The organism is Acidovorax sp. SUPP2539, from assembly GCF_030158975.1.
Classification (GTDB): domain Bacteria; phylum Pseudomonadota; class Gammaproteobacteria; order Burkholderiales; family Burkholderiaceae_C; genus Paracidovorax.
Map to the genome: position 1 here is coordinate 1,499,103 of NZ_BQXJ01000001.1, position 17,759 is coordinate 1,516,861.

The following is a 17,759-nucleotide window of genomic DNA, read 5'->3' on the forward strand; positions in this document are numbered from 1 at the left end:
CATGGCTGCAACCCCCACCGCATTGCTGCACCGCGTGGCTGAAACGCACCGCGCACCCTTGTTCTTCACGCTGGACGGCGAGCCCGCCACGGCCTTGCAGGGCGACACGGTGCTGACCGCCATCCTGACCCACCGCGCCCGGCTGCGCCGCAACGAGTTCAGCCACGAGCCGCGCGCGGGGTTCTGCCTCATGGGCGCCTGCCAGGACTGCTGGGTGCAAACGGCCGGCGGCGAACGGCTGCGCGCCTGCTCCACCTTCGTGGTGGCCGGCATGGCCCTGATCACTGGCGAGGGCACGGCATGACCGCCAGCAATCCCTTGCCCCCCGTGATCGTGGGCGCCGGCCCCGCCGGCATCCGCGCCGCGCAGACCCTGGCCGCGCACGGCCTGCGGCCCGTGCTGATCGACGAGGCCGCGCGCGGCGGCGGGCAGATCTACCGCCGCCCACCCGCCCACTTCGAGCGCACCGCGCACACGCTGTACGGCACCGAAGCGGCGCGCGCCACCGCGCTGCACAGCGCGCTCGACGGCCTGCTCGGGCGCATCGATTACCAGCCCGACAGCCTGGTGTGGAACGCGCACGGCGGCGTGCTGGACGTGCTGCACGGCCCCACGCAGACCACGCGCTCGGTGGCGCACGGCCCGCTGATCGTGGCCAGCGGCGCCACCGACCGCGTGCTGCCTCTGCCGGGCTGGACGCTGCCGGGCGTGTACACGCTGGGCGGCGCGCAGGTCGCGCTCAAGTTCCAGGGCTGCACCATCGGGCGCAGCGTGGTGCTGATGGGCACCGGCCCGCTGCTGTACCTGGTGGCCTACCAATATGCGAAAGCCGGCGCCGGGGCGGGCGTGAAGGTGGCAGCCGTGCTGGACACCGCGCGCTTCGCCGACCAGTGCGCCGCGCTGCCCGGCATGCTGGCGCAGCCGGCCGTGCTGGCCAAGGGCCTGTATTACGTGGGCTGGCTGCGCGCGCATGGCGTGCCGGTGCACACCGGCGTGCAGCCCGTTCGCATCCTGGGCGGCGAAGGCCCTGCCGATGCCGCGCGCGTGGCGGGCGTGGTCTGGGACGACGGCCATCAGGAGCGCACCGTGCCCTGCGACGCGGTCGGCTTCGGCTACGCCCTGCGGTCCGAAACGCAACTGGCCGACCTGCTGGGCTGCCGCTTCGCCTGGGCTCCCCTGCAGCGCGCCCACCTGCCCGAGCGCGACAGCTCAGGCCGCTCCAGCGTGCCGGGCGTTTACCTGGCGGGCGATGGCGCCGGTATCCAAGGCGCGGACGCCGCCGAGTGGGCGGGCGAACGCGCCGCGCTGGCGTTGCTGGCCGACCTGGGCATGGCGGTGGATCCGGCCCGCGCTGCCACCCTGGAGCGCCGACTGGCGGGCCTGGTGCGGTTCCGGCGCGGGCTGGAGCGGGCGTTTCCTTTCCCTGTCCACTGGGCGGCGCAGGCGCCCGACGACGTGGTGGTGTGCCGCTGCGAGCACGTCACCGCGGGCGAGTTGCGGGCCTGTGCCCGCGATGCCGGGGCCGACGAGATGAACCGCTTGAAGGCGCTGACCCGCGTGGGCATGGGCCGCTGCCAGGGCCGCATGTGCGGCGTGGCCGCCGCTGAAATACTGGCGCGTGCCACGGGCCGGCCGGTGGAGCTGGTGGGCCGTCTGCGCGGGCAGGCGCCGATCAAGCCCATTCCGATCCATCTGCAGGTTCGCCCGGCAGAGCAGGACGCCGCCGTGGAGCCCGCTGCATGACCGCCCCCCGGACGACGGGACCCCGTACCGTGGACACCGACGTCGCCATCGTGGGCGGCGGCATTGTCGGCGCTTCGGCTGCGCTGGCGCTGCGCCGCCGGGGCGTGGCCGTGGTGCTGCTGGAGCGTGACCTGTGCGGCTCGCGCTCCAGCGGCGTCAACTACGGCGGCGTGCGACGGCAGGGCCGGCCCTTGAGCCAGCTGCCGCTGGCCCAGCGCGCGCACGAGATCTGGGCACGCCTGCCCGAGCTGGTCGGCACCGACGGCGAATACCTGCGTAGCGGGCATTTCAAGATCGGGCGAAGCGAGGCCGACATGGCCGCGCTGGAGCAATACGCCGACCTGAGCCGCGATTTCGGCCTCGGCATTCAACTGGTGTCGGGCGCCACGCTGCGCGAGCGCTGCCCCTGGCTGGGCGGGCGCGCCGTGGGCGGGTCGCTCTGCCCCGACGACGGGCAGGCCAACCCGCGCCTGGTGTCGCCCGCGTTCGCGCTGGCCGCCCGGCGCGCGGGCGCGCAGATTTTCGAGCGCACCCCGCTGACCGAGGTCGCGCACGACGGGCAGCGGTTCACGCTGCGCTCGGGCACCGTGCTGCAGGTGCGCGCGTCGGTGCTGCTCAACTGCGCGGGCGCCTGGGCCGGGCCGCTGGCCGCGCAGTTCGGCGAGGCGGTGCCTCTGCATTCCGGCCACCCGGCCATGGCGGTGACCGAGCCGCTGCCCTTTTTCATGCACTGGAGTCTGGGCGTGGAGGGCGGCGGCATCTACTGCCGCCAGGTGGCGCGGGGCAATCTGGTGCTGGGCGGTGGATCGGGCTTTGCGGTGGATGCCGATCGCGCCCGTTCGGAGCGCGGCGCCATCGCCGCGCTGGGCGTGCAGGCGGTGGAACTGCTGCCGGCCCTGAAGAACGCGCACTTCATTCGCACCTGGAGCGGCACCGAGGGCTACCTGCCCGATCGCCAGCCGGTGCTGTCGGCGAGCCGCACCACGCCCGGGTTGATTCACGGCTTCGGCTTTGCCGGCGCGGGTTTCCAGATCGGCCCCGCAGTGGGCGAGGTGCTGGCCGAACTGGCGCGCGACGGACGCAGCACCACATCCATTGACGCCTTCGCCATCGACCGTTTCGGCATGCAAGCGGCGGCCGAGCCGGACCGCCCGCCGCGGAGCCCCGCACCGACTGAACCGACCCCCGCCCCCTCCGTTCCCCACTGAAAGGAAAGACCCATGACCTTCGCCATCCGCTCCTCGCGCACGCTGCTCCGCCCACTGGGGGCTGCCGCCGTGCTGGCAGTCCTTACCGCGGGGGCCGCCGCGCAGACCAAGACGCTCTACATCGGCATGAACGGCGGCACCATGGAGAAGGCCTATACGCAATACGTCTTTCCGGCCTTCGAGAAGCTGCATGGCGTGAAAGTCGTGGTGGTGCCGGGCACCTCCTCCGACATCCTGGCCAAGGCGCAGGCCAACAAGGACAGGCCGCAGATGCACGTGATGTTCCTGGACGACGGCATCATGGTGCGCGCCATGGGCATGGGCCTGTGCGAAAAGCAAAGGCCCAACCCCAACCTGGCCGACCTGTACCCTGCGGCGCGCTTCAAGGACGATCTGGCCAGCGGCGTGAGCGTGGGCATGACCGGCATCGCCTACAACACCAAGATGTTCGCCGAGAAGGGCTGGGCGGCGCCCACGTCGTGGATGGACTTCGCCGACCCCAAATACAAGGGCAAGGTGGTGTTCCAGTCCATGCCGTCGTCGTCGTTCGGGCTGCACGGCTTTTTGATGTTCAACCGCATCCAGGGCGGCAACGACAAGAACGTGGAGCCGGGCTTCAGCAACTGGGCCAAGACCATCGGGCCGAACGTGCTGGAGTACATCCCCAGCTCGGCCAAGATTTCCGAGATGGTGCAGACGGGCGAGGCCGCGATCTTCCCGCTCACGCCCACCGCGGTGGAGGCTCTCAAGACCAAGGGCATTCCGGTGGAATACGCCCAGCCCAAGGAGGGCTCGGTCGTGCTGCTCACCGCCCAGTGCGTGATCGCCAAGAACAGCGAGCCCGAACTGGCACAGAAGCTCGCCGAGTTTTTGTTGAGCCCGCTGGCGCAGGCCAACGTATTGCAGTTCGGCGCGCAGATCCCCACCAACCCCAAGGCCCCCGCCGCGGGCGAGAGTGCCGGGCAGGTGGCCAAGATCAACCAGTGGATGAAGAACGCGGTGACCCTGGATTGGGACAGCGTGAATGCCAGCCGCCCTGCATGGAACGCGCGCTGGAACAAGACGATCGAGCGCTGAGGTCGAAGGCGGTCGGGGTGCCGTCAGCCCGGTGGGGCGGCTTCGGTGGCCGCGGCTTGGAGCGCCTCCAGTGCATCCTGCCGCCACCATTCGGCCGCGGCGTAGAAGCCCTCCCAGACACAGCCGTTGCAGCCGCGGCCGCAGCAGGTGGTGGGCTCCGCCGGGGGCGGGCGCAGCGCCACCGCATGGGATTGCGCGCGGGCCTGCAGCGCGGCGAACCCGGCGCGTGCGCGGGCCAGGTCGGTGGCGACTTCGGTCATCGCATCGTCCCGCGCCGTCAGTAGCGGCGGCGGCCCCCATAGCGGCGCATGGCGTAGCGCACGAGGAACGCGCCGCCCAGCACCAGGGCGAACCAGCCCACCAGGGAGGCCTGCCGCATCATGTCCGCCACGCTGGACGACCGCGCCACGTAGGGTGCCAGCAGCACGATGAGGCCGATGAGCGCGCAGGTCACGCCCTTGAACAGCAACTCCTTGTCGTGCTTCTGATCGGGGCGGTGAACGGGGGGTGGGGGAAGGGGCATGTAGGCCAATGCGGAAGGTGAAGACAGGGCCGATTATCCTTGTCGCCCTCGAACCCCCTCAAAAAAGCGAAAGACTCTCCATGGCCATCCAGTGGTTTCCCGGTCACATGCACCTCACGCGCAAGGCGATCGGCGAGCGCATCAAGGACATCGACGTGGTGATCGAACTGCTGGATGCGCGCCTGCCCGGCTCCAGCAGCAACCCGTTGCTGGCCGAGCTGACCGGGCACAAGCCGGCGGTCAAGGTGCTCAACAAGCAGGACGTGGCCGACCCCGCGCGCACGCCGCTGTGGCTGGACTGGTACAACGCCCGGTCGGAGACGCGCGCCATCGCGCTCGATGCCTCCGAGCCCGCGCCGGCGCGGCGCCTCATCGACGCCTGTCACCAACTGGCGCCGCAGCGCGGCGGCATGGCCAAGCCCATGCGGGTGCTGATCTGCGGCATTCCCAACGTGGGCAAGTCCACGCTCATCAACACGCTCAGCAAGAAAAGCCAGGCCAAGACGGGCGACGAGGCCGGCATCACCAAGCTGGAGCAGCGCATCACGCTGGCCGACGACTTCTACCTGTGGGACACGCCCGGCATGCTGTGGCCGCGCATCACCGTGCCCGAAAGCGGCTTCAAGCTGGCCGCCAGCGGCGCCATCGGCCGCAATGCCTACGACGAGGAAGAAGTGGCGCTGGAGCTGATCGGCTACCTCAAGCAGCACTACGTGCCGCTGATGGAGGCGCGCTACAAGCTGGGCCTGCCGGCGGGCGCGGTGGGCAACCTGCAGGACGAAGAGATCCTGGAGGCCGTGGCCCGCAAGCGCGGCGCCATCATGGCAGGCGGCCGCGTCAACCTGCAGAAGGCGGCCGAGCTGGTGATGACGGACTTCCGCACCGCCATCCTGGGCCGCATCACGCTGGAGACGCCCGAGGAGTTCGAGGTCTGGCAGGCCGAGGGCGCCCGGCAGGAGGCTCTGCGCGCCGCCAGGAAGGAAGCCCGGGGCCGCAACAAACGCGGCAGCCGGGGTGGCGACGATGGCAATGGCCCGGACGATTCGCAGGCGCCGGAGAGCGATGGCGATGGGGGCGGGGACGGCGGCGGGGATTGAAGCCCGGGCCTGCCGGTTTTGAGTCAAAACGGGCCCATGCCCTAGTATCGATTGCCTGTATTGCTATTAAATAGATAGCAAATCAGGCGATATCACCGCTCTGCGCCGTACCCCCGTGCGCCGCATGCAGGCGCTGCTCCAGCACCGTGAACCAGCGCAGCAGGCGCGCCGCATGGTCCACGGCGTGGCGTGGCAGCGGTTGGCGAGGGTCGGACTGCCGCTGGGCGCAGGTGATGCGCACCACCGGCGGCGCGCCGGGGGCGGCGGCCTCGATCTCCAGCTGGTAGGCGGCGTGCGCGTCGTCGGGCGCGTCGCCCGGCGCCTCGGTGCCGTTGCGCCAGCTCAGCTTGAGGGCCAGGCCCCAGGGCTCGCCCTGGTGCATGCAGGGCTGGCGCACGCCGACCCACACGTCGCCCTCCCACCAGCCGTTGCGCTCGGTGCCCCACCAGTCGTTGTATTGCTCGGTGAACACCGGCAACTGCGCCAGTGTCTCGATGCGCTCGGGGGACAATGCCGCCTCCAGCCGCCGCCACACGGGGTGGCCGGCGCGTGACTGGGCCGCGGCCCGGCGGGCGTGGTCGAGCACGCCGTGCCATGCGTGCAGGCAGGCCTGCAGCGCGGCGGGATCCCCATCCTCGGCCAGCGGTTCCCAGGGGCCGGGCACGCCTGCGGCATAACGCCGGTGCATGACGGCCAGGCCGTCGCTGCGGGGCGGTGGCGGCGGCGCGCGCAGGCGGGCGGTCAGCCGCTGCCACCAGCCCTGGCGTGCGGTGCCATCGTCGATGGACAGGTGAAAGTCCCAGGTCTTCCACACGGTCATGAACAGGCCGTTGCCGTAGGTGTCGCCCTCGTCGTCCACGTGCTGGCGGCACAGCAGAAAGTCGGTCTGGCCGAACCAGCCGGTGGCTTTCTTGTGGGCGGCATCGAGCAGGCGGGACCGCAGCAGCTGGCGCAGGTGGCTGGCGTGCATGGCGCCGCCCGGGCACAGCGCGGTGTCGCTGGCCAGGTCGGCGGCGATCGCGTCGGGGCTGCGCAGCACGGGCCGGCCGGCGCGCAGGGCGGCCCGCACGGCGGCGCGGTCGGGCAGGGCGCCCAGGCGGCCGTCCTCGCCCACGGCCAGGCCGTGCAGGCACGCGGGATCGAAGACGGCGGCGAGCGGCTCCGCAGAGAATGCCGCCAGGTCGTGGCCGCCGAACGGGGCGCCGAAGGGGTAGGCCACCCGGTCCTCGCCGCCCGTGCGCAGGCTGTAGCCGCCGGTGAACAGCGCCACCTGTGCGCCGAGCGAGCCGCCGACCTCGAGGCCGGGCCCGGTTGCACCCGCCTCGGCCGGATCGGCACCGCCGCCCCACAGCAGCCCGTCCACCTGCAGGTCGCCGGTGATGACCACCGGCATGCCCTCCAGCACCGCATGCCCCCAGTGCGCATCACCGCACACCACCAGGGCCGGGGCGGCCATGCCCGGTGCGGGGGCGGTGACGGCGCCCGCCACGTGCAGGTCGCCCTGCACCAGCAGCAGTGCGGGTGCGGGGGCGCCGGCAGGCAGGGCAAAGGCATCCGCCAACGTGCCGGGCGGCCAGTGTGCTGTCCCATCCCAGGCCAGTTCGGGCAGCGAAAGAGGGCCTTCCACGCAGCACACCAGGCGGGCGTCCGCGAGCGGCGGGGCCGCGCCGTGCGCCTTGGCCAATGCCTCGCGCCAGCCGCCGGGCCAGCGCGCATGCGCTTGCGCGAGCGGGAGCCACGTGATGGAGGGCGGGGTCATGGACAGGGTATGGGTTGCGCGGGCGGCCCCCAGGGCGGGGCCGGTGCCGGCGATCGTACAAGAGCGCCATTCCGGTGTCCGGCATGGCGTGACGGGGACCGCGCCGGGCCCTGCAAAGGCCGCGCGGTGCGGCTACGATGACCGGCTTCCCCACCACCTTCACCCGGACGGGCCGCCGCAGCCGATGGCGCCCTCCACCGCACCGCGATGACCCTCACCCCGCCCCTGTTCGAAGTCCTGCCCCGCGACCTGTCCGCCTACCGCGAGGGCAACACCGGCATCCCCTACGTGCACCGTTTCGCCTCGGGCCAGCCCGGGCCGCACGTGCTCATCAATGCGCTCACGCATGGCAACGAGATCTGCGGCATGGTGGCCGCCACGCACCTGCTGGACAGCGGCGTGCGCCCGTTGAAGGGCACGCTCACCATCAGTTTCGCCAACGTGCAGGCCTACGAGTCGTTCGACGAAAGCCGGCCGTTCGACAGCCGCCAGATCGACCACAACCTCAACCGCGTGTGGTCGGCGGCCGAGCTGGACGGCAGCCTGGACAGCATCGAGATGCGCCGCGCGCGCGAGCTGCGCCCCGTGGTGGCCGCGGCCGACCACGTGCTGGACATCCACTCCACCAGCCAGGACGTCGAGCCGTTCTGGGTGTACCCCGCCTATTCGCGCAATACCGAAGTGGCCTGCGCCATCGGCCGGCCGGGCGTGCACCTGCTCATGCCCAGCGGGCTGGGGTCGGGCACGCCGCTGATCCAGCACGGCCGCCTGGGCGAGGCGGGCGGTGCGGGCACGGGGCTGGTGGTCGAATGCGGGCAGCACTTCCTGAAGTCCGCGGGCGAGGTCGCGACCACGGCGGCGCTGGATTTTCTGGGGTACTTCGGGCTGATCGAACGCGAGCGCCCTGCGCCCGGTCCGCAGCGCCGCTACGAACTGCTCCAAACCTGCATGGTGACGACGCCGGAGTTCCGCTTCACGCGGCCGCTGGTGGGGTTCGAGGTGTTTGCCGAGGGCGAGCTGATCGCCACCGACGGCGCGCAGGGGATACGCGCGCTGTGCGACGGCTGTACGGTGATGATGCCCACGCGCGCGCCCATCGTGGGCCGCGAGGCGGTGTACCTCACCCGCCCCGTGCCCTGAGTCTGAAGTTGAGAATGGCGTGCAGCGGCGGCGGGGGCGGCCGCCGCTGCAGCGGTTGGGTCATGAAATGGCGGGGGAGGTCAGGCGCTGGCCGGGGCCACGTGGTCTTCCTGCTCCGCCTGGCCGCCCTTGGGCAGGATCTTGCCGTCCTGCACGTAGAGCTCGTACTGGTCGCGCGGCATGGCGGCCAAGCCGGCGGCGTCGTTGTCCGCCGTCCAGCTCAGTGTCACGCTGTCGGGGGCGTGGGCGAGTTCGACCGGGCCCTCGGGAATGGCGATCGGCATGCCGTCGCCTTCGCGGTACGTGACTTCTCCGCGGATGGTGGCGTGTTGCTTCATGGGATGGTCCTCCTCGGGGTTGCGGGGGCTGCACGGAACCCGCGCAGCTGAAACCCATTACATGGCAGGCGCCAGGGCCGCCGTGTCGGACCCGTTCCCGAATTGCTGCGGTGCAAGAATCGCCGCCCGAAGGCGTCAGGCCGGCGGCGCGGCCGGAGCCGGCGCACCCCGCGCCAGCCGGGCGTCGTGCACCATCGCCAGGGCGTTGAGCCCCGCCACCCCCACGCCGGCCAGGCACGCGGCGCTCCACCCGCCGCGCTGCCAGGCGGCGGAGCCGAGCGCCGAGCCCAGCGCCGCCCCGGTGAAGTAGGTGGTCATGTAGACCGCGTTCAGGCGCGAACGGGCCTCGGGGGCCAACTGGTAGATCACGTTCTGGTTGCTGATGTGCACGCCCTGCAGCGCCAGGTCGATCGCCAGCATGCCCACCAGGAACCACACGATGGACGTGCCGCCCAGCCACAGCGCCGCCCAACTGGCCAGCACCAGCAGCACCGACACGCGGGTGGTGAGCTGCTCGCGCCCCTGGTCCGCCAGTCGGCCGGCCACGTTGGCCATCAGCGCCCCGGCCACGCCCGCCAGGCCGACCAGCCCGATCTGCGCATCGCCCATGCGGTGGGCGGGGCCGGCCAGCATCAGGGCCATGGTGGAGAACAGCACGCTCACCGAGGCGAACGACAGCCCGCCCAGCAGTGCCCGGCTGCGCAGCCGCGGGTGTCGCCGCGCGAGCGTGCCCAGCGAGCGCAGCACCTGCCCGTAGCTCGGCGGGTGGGGGTTGCGCAGCGTGGGCAGGGCGAACCACAGCGCCGCGGCCACCACCAGCAGGGCCACGCCGCCCACGCGGTAGACCAGGTTCCAGCCGCCCAGGCCCGACAGCAGGCCCGCCACGCTGCGTGCGGCCAGGATGCCGGTGAGCAGCCCGCTCATCACCAGGCCCACGGCCTGCCCGCTGCGCCCGGGCGCGGCCAGCGCGGCCGCCATGGGCACCAGCACCTGCGCCGCCACCGAGAACAGCCCGGTCATGAGCGTGCCCAGCGCCAGCAGCGCGAAGCGGTCGGCAAACCCGCTCAGGAACAGCCCCGCCGCCGCCAGCACCATGAGCGTGGCGATCAGCCGCCGCCGCTCCAGCTTGTCGCCCAGCGGCACCAGCAGCAGCAAGCCGACCGCGTAGGCCACCTGCGCGAAGGTGACGGTCAGCGCGGCCGTGCCCTCGGACACCTGCAGGTGCACGGCGATGGAGTGCAGCAGCGGCTGGTTGAAGTAGTTGGCGCCCGCGCACAGGCCGCAGGCCACCGCCATCAGCAGCAGCACGGGAGTGGACAGGCCCGCCGACGTGTCGGGGCGGGAGGAGGATGGGGCGGCGGGCAGGGTACGGGGTGGCATGCGGGGCGGGATTCTCGGAGGCGGGCGCGAAGGTGGCGGGATGGAGTGGCTGGAAGCGGCGGCCGGTCAGCCGGCAGGCACGTAGGCGAGGGCATCGATCTCGAACAGCATGCCGTCGAGCGCCAGGCGCGGCACGGGAATCAGCGTGCAGGCGGGCGCCGGGGCGCCGGCCCACATCGCCATCAGGGCCTGGCCGAAGGTGTGCAGCCGCTGCTCGCTGTGGTCCACGATGAGCACCGTGAGCTTGGCCACGTCCTGGGGCCGCGCGCCGGCCGCGGCGAGTGCAGTGCCGAGGTTGGCCAGGGCCTGGGCGACCTGCTGCGCGAAACCGTCGGCCAGCCGGCCCTGCACATCTTCACCGCCCTGTCCGGCCACGTGCACCGTGCGCGCCGCGCCTTGCGCCACAGCCAGGTGCGAATAGCCATTGGGGCGCGGGTCATACAGGCCGGCCGGGTTGAGGAAGGACACGGCGAGCGGCGTGGCGCGCTGGCCGCCGGGTGGCGGAACGTACGCGGCAGCGGCCGGGCCGTGGGGCTGCAGCGCGGGTGCGGAGGGGGTGGCGGCGGACGGAGCGGTTGGGGCAGGCGCGGTGGCGAGGGACATGGACCGGTGGGGATGAAGTGGAAAGTGGGCAGTATCAAACCTCAACTAAACTTGAGGTCAACCCTGTGCGACTTTTCGACTTTTGCAGTCACCGCTTCGCTCCCGACACTTGCCATGCCACCAGCCCACTCTGCCCGTACGCCCCGTTCCACACCCCCAGCGGCAGCCCCCGCCGTGCCCGGCCCCACACCCGAACTGACGGTCGGCGAAGTCGCCGCGCGCAGCGGGCTGGCGGTGTCGGCGCTGCATTTCTACGAATCGAAGGGGCTCATCGCCAGCGTGCGCAGCACGGGCAACCAGCGGCGCTATCCGCGATCGGTGCTGCGGCGCGTGGCGGTCATCAAGGTGGCCCAGCGCATGGGCGTGCCGCTGTCCGGCATTGCCGAAGCCTTGCAGGCATTGCCGCAGGGGCGCACGCCGACGGCGACGGACTGGCGGCGCATGTCCGCGGCGTGGAAGAGCGATCTGGAAGACCGCATCCGCATGCTGACGCAGCTGCGGGACCAGCTCGACGGCTGCATCGGCTGCGGGTGCCTGTCGCTCAAGGACTGCCCGCTGCGCAACGCGCAGGACCTGCTGGCCCAGGCCGGCCCGGGGCCGCATTTCGAGGCGGCAGCGGCCCCTGCGGCTGCCGCTGCGGCGGCCGCCGCACCCGAGGCACCCGCCATGCCGCAGTGGATCTGGCCCGCGCCCAAGAAGAAAAAACAGCGGCCTGCGCCGTGAAACCAGGGCAGGCCGCTGTGGGTGGGTCGGGCGGCAGGGCCCGGCTCCGGTGGGGCCGTGGGCCGTTGCCGTTACTTGTTCTTCAGTTTGCCGCGCGGCATCACTGCGGTGATGGGGGCCATGGGGCGGTCGGAACCGCTTCCTTCCTTGGGGGGCGAAGTGTCCTTCTTGGGTTTCTTCGCCATCTTGTTGCTGCGCTGTTCGCCTTTGGCCATGGAGTGCTCCGTTGCGGGTCGCCGGATGGGACCGTGGCGCGATGGTACACGCCGAAGGCCGCTACTTGGTGTCCGGGTGGCTGTCGCGTTCCGTCAGGCGCTGCAGCAGCGGAACGGCGCTGAAGATCGCCAGCGCCAGCAGCGTGCTGAGCACCGCCGTGGCCTCCAGACCCAGGCCGGCCGCCACGCCGATGGCGGCGGTGAGCCAGATGCCGGCGGCCGTCGTCAGGCCCTTGACCTGGCTCTCGCCGTCGCCCTTGAGGATGGTGCCCGCGCCCAGGAAGCCCACGCCGGCCACGATGCCCTGCAGCACGCGGCTGTTGTCCCCCGCGCTGATGCCGGCCTGCTGCGCCACCAGCACGAACATGGCCGCGCCCATCGACACCAGCATGTGGGTGCGCACGCCGGCGGCCTTGCCCTTGTTCTCGCGCTCCCAGCCCAGCAGGCCGCCCAGCAGGCCCGCGATGCCCAGGCGCACCACGATGCGCGTGGCCTGGCCCAGGTCGGTGAGGTCGGAGAATTCGGCGGCCACGGTGGTGGCGATCTGGTCCCACCAGCCCATCATCGACGGGCTCCGCGCGGCAGGGGGGAAAGGGGGCGGGTCTGGGTCATCCGGAAATACCTCATGAAAAATGAAAGGACGGGGTGCGGGGGCGCGCTACCGCCGACCAATGTCGGGGCCGCACCGCGCCCCTGCCAGCAGCCACGGGCGACACCGCAGGTAGGACGCGGCCGTTGGCACTGGGCGATCATCCGGCCGCTCGCCAGGGCAGGGCGAGCACGCGCTGCTGCCAGTCGAGCGCATCGCCAGCGGGGTGCGGACCCGTGGCGGCGGTCGGGGGGCTGGCCGCCCACGGGTCGGGCAACCCGCTGTCCAGGGCCAGCCATTCGCACGTCACCGGGTGCGCCAGGCCCAGGTGCCAGGCGTGCAGCCACAGCCGCTGGCGGCCCAGGCGCTCGGCCCACCAGCGGTTGAGCGGGCCCTTGCCGTGCGTGGCATCGCCCAGGATGGGGTGCGCCAGGTGCTTGAGGTGGCGGCGGATCTGGTGGCGCCGCCCGGTGGTGGGCCGGGCCTCCACCAGCGACGCGCGCGTGCCGGGAAAGCGCGGGTCGGCGGCCTCGGGCAGTTCCAGCCGGGCCAGGCAGCGCAGCGTGGTGTGGGCGTCCTGCACGGGGGCGTCGGGCGGGGCGTCGTCGGGGCGCAGGGCGTGGTCCACCTCGGCCGCATCGGGCATCCAGCCGCGCACCAGGGCGAGGTAGCGCTTGCGCACCGCGTGGTGCTCGAAGGCCTGCGACAGCGTGCGCGCCGCTGCCGGGTGCAGCGCCATCACCAGCACGCCGCAGGTGCCCTTGTCCAGCCGGGCACCGGGTACACGTGCTGCCCGATCTGGTCGCGCAGCGTTTGCATGACGAAGCGGGTCTCGCCCGCGTCCAGCCCCGTGCGGTGCACCAGCCAGCCGGCGGGCTTGTACACGGCGACGAGGTGCTCGTCGCGCCAGAGAATGTGCAGGGGGGACATGCAGTGCAAAAAAAGGGAATGGGGCCGGGGCGGGGTCGGCGGGCAGGATAACCGCACCCGCTTTTTCGCGGCCCGGCCCTCAGCCTCGCGGCACCGGGGCGGGCGCTCCCGCGACCCAGGCGGCCACGATGCGCCCCAGGATCCGGATGCCCTGCTCGATCTGCTCCACCGTGAGGCTCGCATACCCCAGCACCCAACCCGCGGGCCGCGCCGGCCCGCCGCGCTGCGCGTCGGCGAACAGCGGCGACACGGGGTAGATGCCCACGCCCTGCGCGCGCGCGGCCTCGGCCAGGGCGGGCTCGTCCTGCGGCCGGATGAACGGCAGCCACAGCACGCCGTGCAGTCCCGCGGCCGTACCCGCCAGCTCCGCGGTGGGCGACAGGTGGCGGGCGATGGCATCGGCCAGCGCGGCGCGGCGGCGTTCGTGCTCGCGCCGGGTGCGCCGCACGTGGCGCTCGTACGCGCCGGTTTCGATCAGCGCGGCCAGCGTGCGCTGCTCCAGCACCGGCGCATGCCGGTCGGCCATGCGCTTGGCCTGGCGGAACACCGCCACCAGGGCCGTGGGCAGCACGAGGTAGCCCAGGCGAAGCTGCGGCGACAGCGCCTTGGAGAAGGTGCCCATGTAGATCACGCGGCCATCGGGGTCGATGGACTGCAGCGCGTCGATGGGGCGCTGGCCGTAGCGGAATTCGCCGTCGTAGTCGTCCTCGACGATCCACGCGCGGTGGCGCTGCGCCCATTGCAGCAGCGCCATGCGCCGGCCGATGGGCAGCACGCCGCCCAGGGGAAACTGGTGCGAAGGCGTCACATAGGCCAGGCGCACGCGGCCGTCCTCGGGCAGCTGCGCGGTGTCCAGGCCGTGCGCATCCACGGGCACGGCCCGCAGGCCCGCGCCCGTGGCCTCGAAGCACCGGCGCGCCATGAGGTAGCCGGGCTCTTCGAAGGCGAAGGCGTCGCCCGCGTCCAGCAGCAGGCGCGCGCACAGGTCGATGCCCTGCTGGGAGCCATGCACCACCAGGATCTGCGCGGTATCGCAGGCCAGCCCGCGCGCGCGCCGCAGATAGCCCTGGATGGCGCAGCGCAGGGCGGCGTCGCCTTCGGGTGGGATGTAGCGCAGGCTGTGCTGGTGGCGCAGCAACTCGGCCTGGTAGGCGCGGCGCCAGGCCAGCGCCGGGAAGTCGCGCGAGGCCACCGCGCCATACAGGAAATCGATGCGCGCGGGCTCCGCAGCGGGCAGCGCGGGCAGGCCCATGCCGACAAGGCGCTGCCCGAAGGCGGACAACGCCGGGGCGGGCGGGCCCCCGCCGCCCGGGTCGGCCCGGGGCCGGGCGACGGCGGCGGGCGCCAGGGCGACGCGGGCCGCCCGCCCCGGGGCGGTGACCAGAAAGCCCTCCGCCGCCAACTGCTCGTAGGCCGCGGTGACCGTGGTGCGCGACACCCCGAGGTCCGTGGCCAGGGCCCGGGTGGACGGGGCCCGCGCGCCGGCGGCCAGCGTGCCGTCAGCGATCTGCGCGCGCAGCAGGTCGTAGATGCGGCGGCCGGTGCTGGGCGGGGCAGGGGGGTGAAACTGGTCCATTGAAATGGTGAAAAACTGGCTCTTCGGATTGTGCCGGTTTTGCATGACAGTCTCGTGCACCGCATTCCGACCGAGCCCCACCCATGTACATCCCACCGCATTTCGCCGAAAACCGGCCCGAAGCCCTACAGCGTCTCCTGCGCGAGCACCCTCTGGGCACGCTGGTCACCCACGGCGAAGGGGGCCTGGACGCCGAACACCTGCCGTTCGAGTTCGACCCGGAGGTGGGCCCGTTCGGCCGGCTGTCGGCCCATGTGGCCCGCGCCAATCCGCTGTGGCAGCGCTGCCCCACTGGCACGCCGGTCATGGTGGTGTTCCATGGCCCCCAGTCCTATATCTCGCCCAACTGGTACCCGAGCAAGCACGAGTCGCACCGCCTGGTGCCGACCTGGAACTACGAGGTGGTGCACGCGCACGGCGTGCTGACCGTGCACGACGACGAACGCTTCGTGCGCCGCATCGTGGCGCGCCTGACGCGCCAGCACGAGGCCGCCGAGCCCCGGCCGTGGAAGATGGGCGATTCGTCGCCCGAATTCATCAACGGCCTGCTGCAGCATATCGTGGGCATCGAGATCGCGCTCACCGCGCTGGTGGGCAAGTCCAAGCTGAGCCAGAACCGCGAGGCGCGCGACATCGCCGGCGCCGCCGACGCGCTGCAGTCGCGCGGCCAGGGGGATCTGGCCGGGAGGATGCGCCCGCCGTCCGCCCCCTGACAGGTGGGTGGCCGCGAGCGCCCCTGGCCGCTTGACCTGGGCGCTCATGGCACCATGTGGTCCATACCACCCCGGGCATTTCGTCCCGGGGGTGCCCGCATGGCCCTGCCCAGGAATCGGATTGCAATGAAGACCATCGACGAGATGCTGAACCTTGACCTGCTGACCCACGAGCAGCATTTCCAGATCAGTGCATGGATCGCGCGCTCCAGCTCACCGGAGGACATCCTGCAGATGCCCGCGCCGTTGTGGCAGGCGGTGGAGCGCGCCAGCCAGACCATGGGAGTCAACGAAGACCTGCTGCGCCCTCCGGCGCTGGATGCCGGAAACGCCGCGCTTCCCTGACGTGCCGCGGGCCCTGCGCTGCCGGCCGCGCCTCAGCGCAGCACGCGGCATTGGCCGAATTCGCAGCGGATCGCCAGGGCGTCGCCGTTGCTGCAGGGCACGGTGTAGGTCTCGAAACCCGGCCCCTTCGCGGCCAGCCAGGCCATGGGCGTGGCGGTGCAGGACTGGTCGCGTGCGAGGCGCTCGGCGTTGAACGTGTCGGTGCCGATGGCGCGGGCGGGCAGGGGCGTGTAGTCGGCGTGTGCCGAGCGAGCGGGCTGGTTGGGCTCCGGCACGGCGGCCACGGCCGGGTAGGTGCTGCCGGCGTACCCGCGCCCGGCCATGCAGTTGGCGACGATGCCCTGGCGCCGCTCCAGCGCCTGCACGCCCTGCGTGGCGCCGAGCGCCCCGCCGATCAGCGCCGAATCCTGCACCGCGTTGCGGCTGCCGCCCAGCGCCCAGACCACGGTGGCGGCCAGCACGGCGCCGGCCACCAGGCCGTCCACGGTCTCGCTGGCCACCCCGATCTGGCTGGCGTAGCGCTGGCAGTCGGCCAAGTCGGCCGATTGGCGCGCGGGATCGGCGGGGTGACCCGCGCTGCCGGGCGCGCCGAGCGAGAGGCTGTCGGCGCCGCGCGTGGCGCAGCCGGCCAGGAACAGGGCCAGGACGCAGAGGGACAGCTTGCGCATCGAAAACTCCTTGCGGATCGGTCGTACACCCGGCAGGGGGCCTGCATGGCACCGGGCGCCGGCCCAGGGGCATTGGACAGCCAAACCGCTCCCGCTGCCAAGCCCCCGCCCCGGGGGCTCCGTGCCAGTGCCCAGGCCCAGTGCCCGACAATGCGCCCCATGACGATCCCCACGAAGAAAACCCTCCTGCCCCTGCAACTGCTGGTGCACCCGGACAAGAACGATCCCAACCCCCTGGTCCTGTACCACGGCCGCTGCGCCGACGGCTTCGGTGCCGCGCTGGCCGCCTGGCGCTACTACGGCGGCCAGGCCGAGTGCGTGGGCCTGTCGCACGGGCAGGTGCAGTCGGTGGACGACCTGCCCGCGCTCGAAGGCCGGGCGGTGTACATCCTCGACTTCTCTTTCACGCCCGAGATATTGACCGCCATCGACGAGCGGGCCACCAAGCTGGTCATGCTGGACCACCACAAGAGCGCTGCCGAAAAACTCACCGGCTTTGCCTGCCGCTGCGGCGTGGTGCATTTCGACATGGACAAGTCCGGCGCGCGGCTGGCGTGGGAGTTCTTCTACCCCGACACGCCGCTGCCCGACCTGGTGCGCTACGTGGAAGACCGCGACATCTGGGCCTGGGCCTACCCCGAGAGCGCCGGCTATCTGGCCGCGCTGGACATGGAGCCGTTCGATTTCGCCCGCTGGGAAGAGATCGCTCAATTCACGCCCGAGCAGTCCGCCGCCTTCGTGGCACGCGGCAATGCCATGGACGAGAAGTTTCGCCACCTCGCCGCCGATGTGGCGGGCGGCGCGCAGCCGATCACGTTCAACGGCAAACAGGGCCTCATGGTGAATGCCCCGGGCGCCTTCCACAGCCTGATCGGCGAGATGCTGTCCAAGCAGTGCGGCACGTTCGCGCTGATGTGGATCGTCAGCAAGGAGGGCAAGGTGAAGGTGGGCCTGCGCTCGCAGCGCAACTTCGACTGCTCGGTGCTGGCCGAGAGCATGGGCGGCGGCGGCCATGCACAGGCCTGCGGGTTCCGCATGGGGGCGGAGCGCCTGCCCGAGCTGCTGAGCGGCGTGTTCGATGCGGCCCAGGCTCCGGCGGCCGGAGCCGGCACGGCCGCCTGAGCCGGCCCGG

The 17,759-nt window shown here is 72.1% G+C and carries 20 protein-coding genes and 1 pseudogene; 10 read left to right on the forward strand and 11 right to left on the reverse strand.

Annotation, left to right across the window (positions count from 1 at the left end; all coding sequences use genetic code 11):
* Position 1 precedes the first annotated feature (1 nt).
* From AVTE2539_RS06830 to AVTE2539_RS06845, 4 genes are read left to right on the forward strand one after another with little or no spacing between them, the layout of a single operon-like run.
* Positions 2-304: a (2Fe-2S)-binding protein gene (locus AVTE2539_RS06830; protein WP_284409118.1), complete on the forward strand. Its 303-nt coding sequence runs from the start codon at positions 2-4 to the stop codon at positions 302-304.
* Positions 301-1,743: an FAD-dependent oxidoreductase gene (locus tag AVTE2539_RS06835; protein ID WP_284409120.1), complete on the forward strand. Its 1,443-nt coding sequence runs from the start codon at positions 301-303 to the stop codon at positions 1,741-1,743. Before AVTE2539_RS06830 ends, AVTE2539_RS06835 begins: the two co-directional genes overlap by 4 nt.
* A complete protein-coding gene (locus AVTE2539_RS06840; RefSeq protein ID WP_284409122.1) occupies positions 1,740-2,951 on the forward strand; it encodes an NAD(P)/FAD-dependent oxidoreductase in 1,212 nt (403 codons plus the stop codon). The genes AVTE2539_RS06835 and AVTE2539_RS06840 overlap by 4 nt, the downstream gene beginning before the upstream one ends.
* A 12-nt stretch (positions 2,952-2,963) precedes the next feature.
* Positions 2,964-4,028 carry an ABC transporter substrate-binding protein gene (locus AVTE2539_RS06845; protein ID WP_284409123.1) on the forward strand — a complete coding sequence of 355 codons (1,065 nt, stop codon included), beginning with the start codon at positions 2,964-2,966 and terminating at the stop codon, positions 4,026-4,028.
* Between the two features lie 23 nt (positions 4,029-4,051).
* Here AVTE2539_RS06845 and AVTE2539_RS06850 read toward each other — a convergent pair whose 3' ends face one another.
* Together AVTE2539_RS06850 and AVTE2539_RS06855 are read right to left on the reverse strand one after the other, a co-directional pair.
* Complete coding sequence (locus tag AVTE2539_RS06850) at positions 4,052-4,288, reverse strand: oxidoreductase-like domain-containing protein (protein WP_284409125.1); 237 nt, start codon at positions 4,286-4,288, stop codon at positions 4,052-4,054.
* A 17-nt stretch (positions 4,289-4,305) separates the two neighbouring features.
* The gene (locus tag AVTE2539_RS06855) at positions 4,306-4,551 is read right to left on the reverse strand and encodes a hypothetical protein (RefSeq protein WP_272564034.1); all 246 of its coding nucleotides are present in this window, start codon (positions 4,549-4,551) and stop codon (positions 4,306-4,308) included.
* Between the two features lie 80 nt (positions 4,552-4,631).
* Between AVTE2539_RS06855 and ylqF the strand changes: the two genes are divergently transcribed.
* Entirely contained in the window at positions 4,632-5,648 is a 1,017-nt protein-coding gene (gene ylqF / locus AVTE2539_RS06860) for a ribosome biogenesis GTPase YlqF (protein WP_284409128.1), read from the forward strand.
* A gap of 82 nt (positions 5,649-5,730) precedes the next feature.
* Here the strand turns inward: ylqF and AVTE2539_RS06865 are convergent, their stop codons facing one another.
* Positions 5,731-7,407, reverse strand: coding sequence for a hypothetical protein (locus tag AVTE2539_RS06865; protein ID WP_284409130.1), 1,677 nt, complete (start codon positions 7,405-7,407; stop codon positions 5,731-5,733).
* Between the two features lie 207 nt (positions 7,408-7,614).
* Between AVTE2539_RS06865 and AVTE2539_RS06870 the strand changes: the two genes are divergently transcribed.
* Positions 7,615-8,547, forward strand: a complete 933-nt coding sequence (locus tag AVTE2539_RS06870; protein ID WP_284409132.1) for a M14 family metallopeptidase — start codon at positions 7,615-7,617, stop codon at positions 8,545-8,547.
* Positions 8,548-8,627: 80 nt separating this feature from the next.
* Here the strand turns inward: AVTE2539_RS06870 and AVTE2539_RS06875 are convergent, their stop codons facing one another.
* From AVTE2539_RS06875 to AVTE2539_RS06885, 3 genes are all read right to left on the reverse strand, one after another.
* Positions 8,628-8,885: a hypothetical protein gene (locus AVTE2539_RS06875; RefSeq protein WP_272564030.1), complete on the reverse strand. Its 258-nt coding sequence runs from the start codon at positions 8,883-8,885 to the stop codon at positions 8,628-8,630.
* 135 nt (positions 8,886-9,020) lie between these two features.
* Complete coding sequence (locus AVTE2539_RS06880) at positions 9,021-10,265, reverse strand: MFS transporter (RefSeq protein ID WP_502868873.1); 1,245 nt, start codon at positions 10,263-10,265, stop codon at positions 9,021-9,023.
* 66 nt (positions 10,266-10,331) lie between these two features.
* The gene (locus tag AVTE2539_RS06885; RefSeq protein ID WP_284409134.1) at positions 10,332-10,868 is read right to left on the reverse strand and encodes a RidA family protein; all 537 of its coding nucleotides are present in this window, start codon (positions 10,866-10,868) and stop codon (positions 10,332-10,334) included.
* Between the two features lie 114 nt (positions 10,869-10,982).
* Here AVTE2539_RS06885 and soxR point away from each other — a divergent pair, with 114 nt between their 5' ends.
* Entirely contained in the window at positions 10,983-11,591 is a 609-nt protein-coding gene (soxR, locus tag AVTE2539_RS06890; protein WP_502868874.1) for a redox-sensitive transcriptional activator SoxR, read from the forward strand.
* A 71-nt stretch (positions 11,592-11,662) separates the two neighbouring features.
* Here the strand turns inward: soxR and AVTE2539_RS06895 are convergent, their stop codons facing one another.
* The 4 genes and pseudogenes from AVTE2539_RS06895 to pdxR form a co-directional block, all read right to left on the reverse strand.
* Entirely contained in the window at positions 11,663-11,806 is a 144-nt protein-coding gene (locus AVTE2539_RS06895; protein ID WP_272564027.1) for a hypothetical protein, read from the reverse strand.
* A 61-nt stretch (positions 11,807-11,867) separates the two neighbouring features.
* On the reverse strand, positions 11,868-12,371 hold the full coding sequence (locus AVTE2539_RS06900) for an MgtC/SapB family protein (RefSeq protein ID WP_272569737.1): 504 nt from the start codon (positions 12,369-12,371) through the stop codon (positions 11,868-11,870).
* 184 nt (positions 12,372-12,555) lie between these two features.
* A pseudogene (locus tag AVTE2539_RS06905) lies at positions 12,556-13,325 on the reverse strand (pseudouridine synthase).
* A gap of 79 nt (positions 13,326-13,404) precedes the next feature.
* A complete protein-coding gene (gene pdxR / locus AVTE2539_RS06910; protein WP_284409135.1) occupies positions 13,405-14,901 on the reverse strand; it encodes a MocR-like pyridoxine biosynthesis transcription factor PdxR in 1,497 nt (498 codons plus the stop codon).
* An 83-nt stretch (positions 14,902-14,984) separates the two neighbouring features.
* On the opposite strand from pdxR, the gene AVTE2539_RS06915 reads away from it, so the two are divergent.
* Positions 14,985-15,614 carry an FMN-binding negative transcriptional regulator gene (locus tag AVTE2539_RS06915; RefSeq protein WP_284409137.1) on the forward strand — a complete coding sequence of 210 codons (630 nt, stop codon included), beginning with the start codon at positions 14,985-14,987 and terminating at the stop codon, positions 15,612-15,614.
* Positions 15,615-15,740: 126 nt separating this feature from the next.
* Positions 15,741-15,959, forward strand: a complete 219-nt coding sequence (locus tag AVTE2539_RS06920; protein ID WP_272564024.1) for a hypothetical protein — start codon at positions 15,741-15,743, stop codon at positions 15,957-15,959.
* Positions 15,960-15,991: 32 nt separating this feature from the next.
* Here the strand turns inward: AVTE2539_RS06920 and AVTE2539_RS06925 are convergent, their stop codons facing one another.
* Positions 15,992-16,627: a glycine zipper family protein gene (locus AVTE2539_RS06925; protein ID WP_284402584.1), complete on the reverse strand. Its 636-nt coding sequence runs from the start codon at positions 16,625-16,627 to the stop codon at positions 15,992-15,994.
* Between the two features lie 150 nt (positions 16,628-16,777).
* Here AVTE2539_RS06925 and AVTE2539_RS06930 point away from each other — a divergent pair, with 150 nt between their 5' ends.
* Complete coding sequence (locus tag AVTE2539_RS06930; RefSeq protein WP_502868875.1) at positions 16,778-17,749, forward strand: DHH family phosphoesterase; 972 nt, start codon at positions 16,778-16,780, stop codon at positions 17,747-17,749.
* Positions 17,750-17,759 lie beyond the last annotated feature (10 nt).

Bases quoted from the DNA above. Each gene is read 5' to 3' on its own strand.
- soxR (WP_502868874.1), top strand. From the start codon at position 10,983: ATGCCACCAGCCCACTCTGCCCGTACGCCCCGTTCCACACCCCCAGCG.
- ylqF (WP_284409128.1), top strand. From the start codon at position 4,632: ATGGCCATCCAGTGGTTTCCCGGTCACATGCACCTCACGCGCAAGGCG.
- AVTE2539_RS06920 (WP_272564024.1), top strand. From the start codon at position 15,741: ATGAAGACCATCGACGAGATGCTGAACCTTGACCTGCTGACCCACGAG.
- AVTE2539_RS06900 (WP_272569737.1), bottom strand. From the start codon at position 12,371: ATGATGGGCTGGTGGGACCAGATCGCCACCACCGTGGCCGCCGAATTC.
- AVTE2539_RS06840 (WP_284409122.1), top strand. From the start codon at position 1,740: ATGACCGCCCCCCGGACGACGGGACCCCGTACCGTGGACACCGACGTC.
- AVTE2539_RS06830 (WP_284409118.1), top strand. From the start codon at position 2: ATGGCTGCAACCCCCACCGCATTGCTGCACCGCGTGGCTGAAACGCAC.
- AVTE2539_RS06865 (WP_284409130.1), bottom strand. From the start codon at position 7,407: ATGACCCCGCCCTCCATCACGTGGCTCCCGCTCGCGCAAGCGCATGCG.
- pdxR (WP_284409135.1), bottom strand. From the start codon at position 14,901: ATGGACCAGTTTCACCCCCCTGCCCCGCCCAGCACCGGCCGCCGCATC.
- AVTE2539_RS06870 (WP_284409132.1), top strand. From the start codon at position 7,615: ATGACCCTCACCCCGCCCCTGTTCGAAGTCCTGCCCCGCGACCTGTCC.
- AVTE2539_RS06880 (WP_502868873.1), bottom strand. From the start codon at position 10,265: ATGCCACCCCGTACCCTGCCCGCCGCCCCATCCTCCTCCCGCCCCGAC.
- AVTE2539_RS06915 (WP_284409137.1), top strand. From the start codon at position 14,985: ATGTACATCCCACCGCATTTCGCCGAAAACCGGCCCGAAGCCCTACAG.
- AVTE2539_RS06835 (WP_284409120.1), top strand. From the start codon at position 301: ATGACCGCCAGCAATCCCTTGCCCCCCGTGATCGTGGGCGCCGGCCCC.
- AVTE2539_RS06885 (WP_284409134.1), bottom strand. From the start codon at position 10,868: ATGTCCCTCGCCACCGCGCCTGCCCCAACCGCTCCGTCCGCCGCCACC.
- AVTE2539_RS06845 (WP_284409123.1), top strand. From the start codon at position 2,964: ATGACCTTCGCCATCCGCTCCTCGCGCACGCTGCTCCGCCCACTGGGG.
- AVTE2539_RS06925 (WP_284402584.1), bottom strand. From the start codon at position 16,627: ATGCGCAAGCTGTCCCTCTGCGTCCTGGCCCTGTTCCTGGCCGGCTGC.
- AVTE2539_RS06850 (WP_284409125.1), bottom strand. From the start codon at position 4,288: ATGACCGAAGTCGCCACCGACCTGGCCCGCGCACGCGCCGGGTTCGCC.
- AVTE2539_RS06855 (WP_272564034.1), bottom strand. From the start codon at position 4,551: ATGCCCCTTCCCCCACCCCCCGTTCACCGCCCCGATCAGAAGCACGAC.
- AVTE2539_RS06895 (WP_272564027.1), bottom strand. From the start codon at position 11,806: ATGGCCAAAGGCGAACAGCGCAGCAACAAGATGGCGAAGAAACCCAAG.
- AVTE2539_RS06875 (WP_272564030.1), bottom strand. From the start codon at position 8,885: ATGAAGCAACACGCCACCATCCGCGGAGAAGTCACGTACCGCGAAGGC.
- AVTE2539_RS06930 (WP_502868875.1), top strand. From the start codon at position 16,778: ATGCGCCCCATGACGATCCCCACGAAGAAAACCCTCCTGCCCCTGCAA.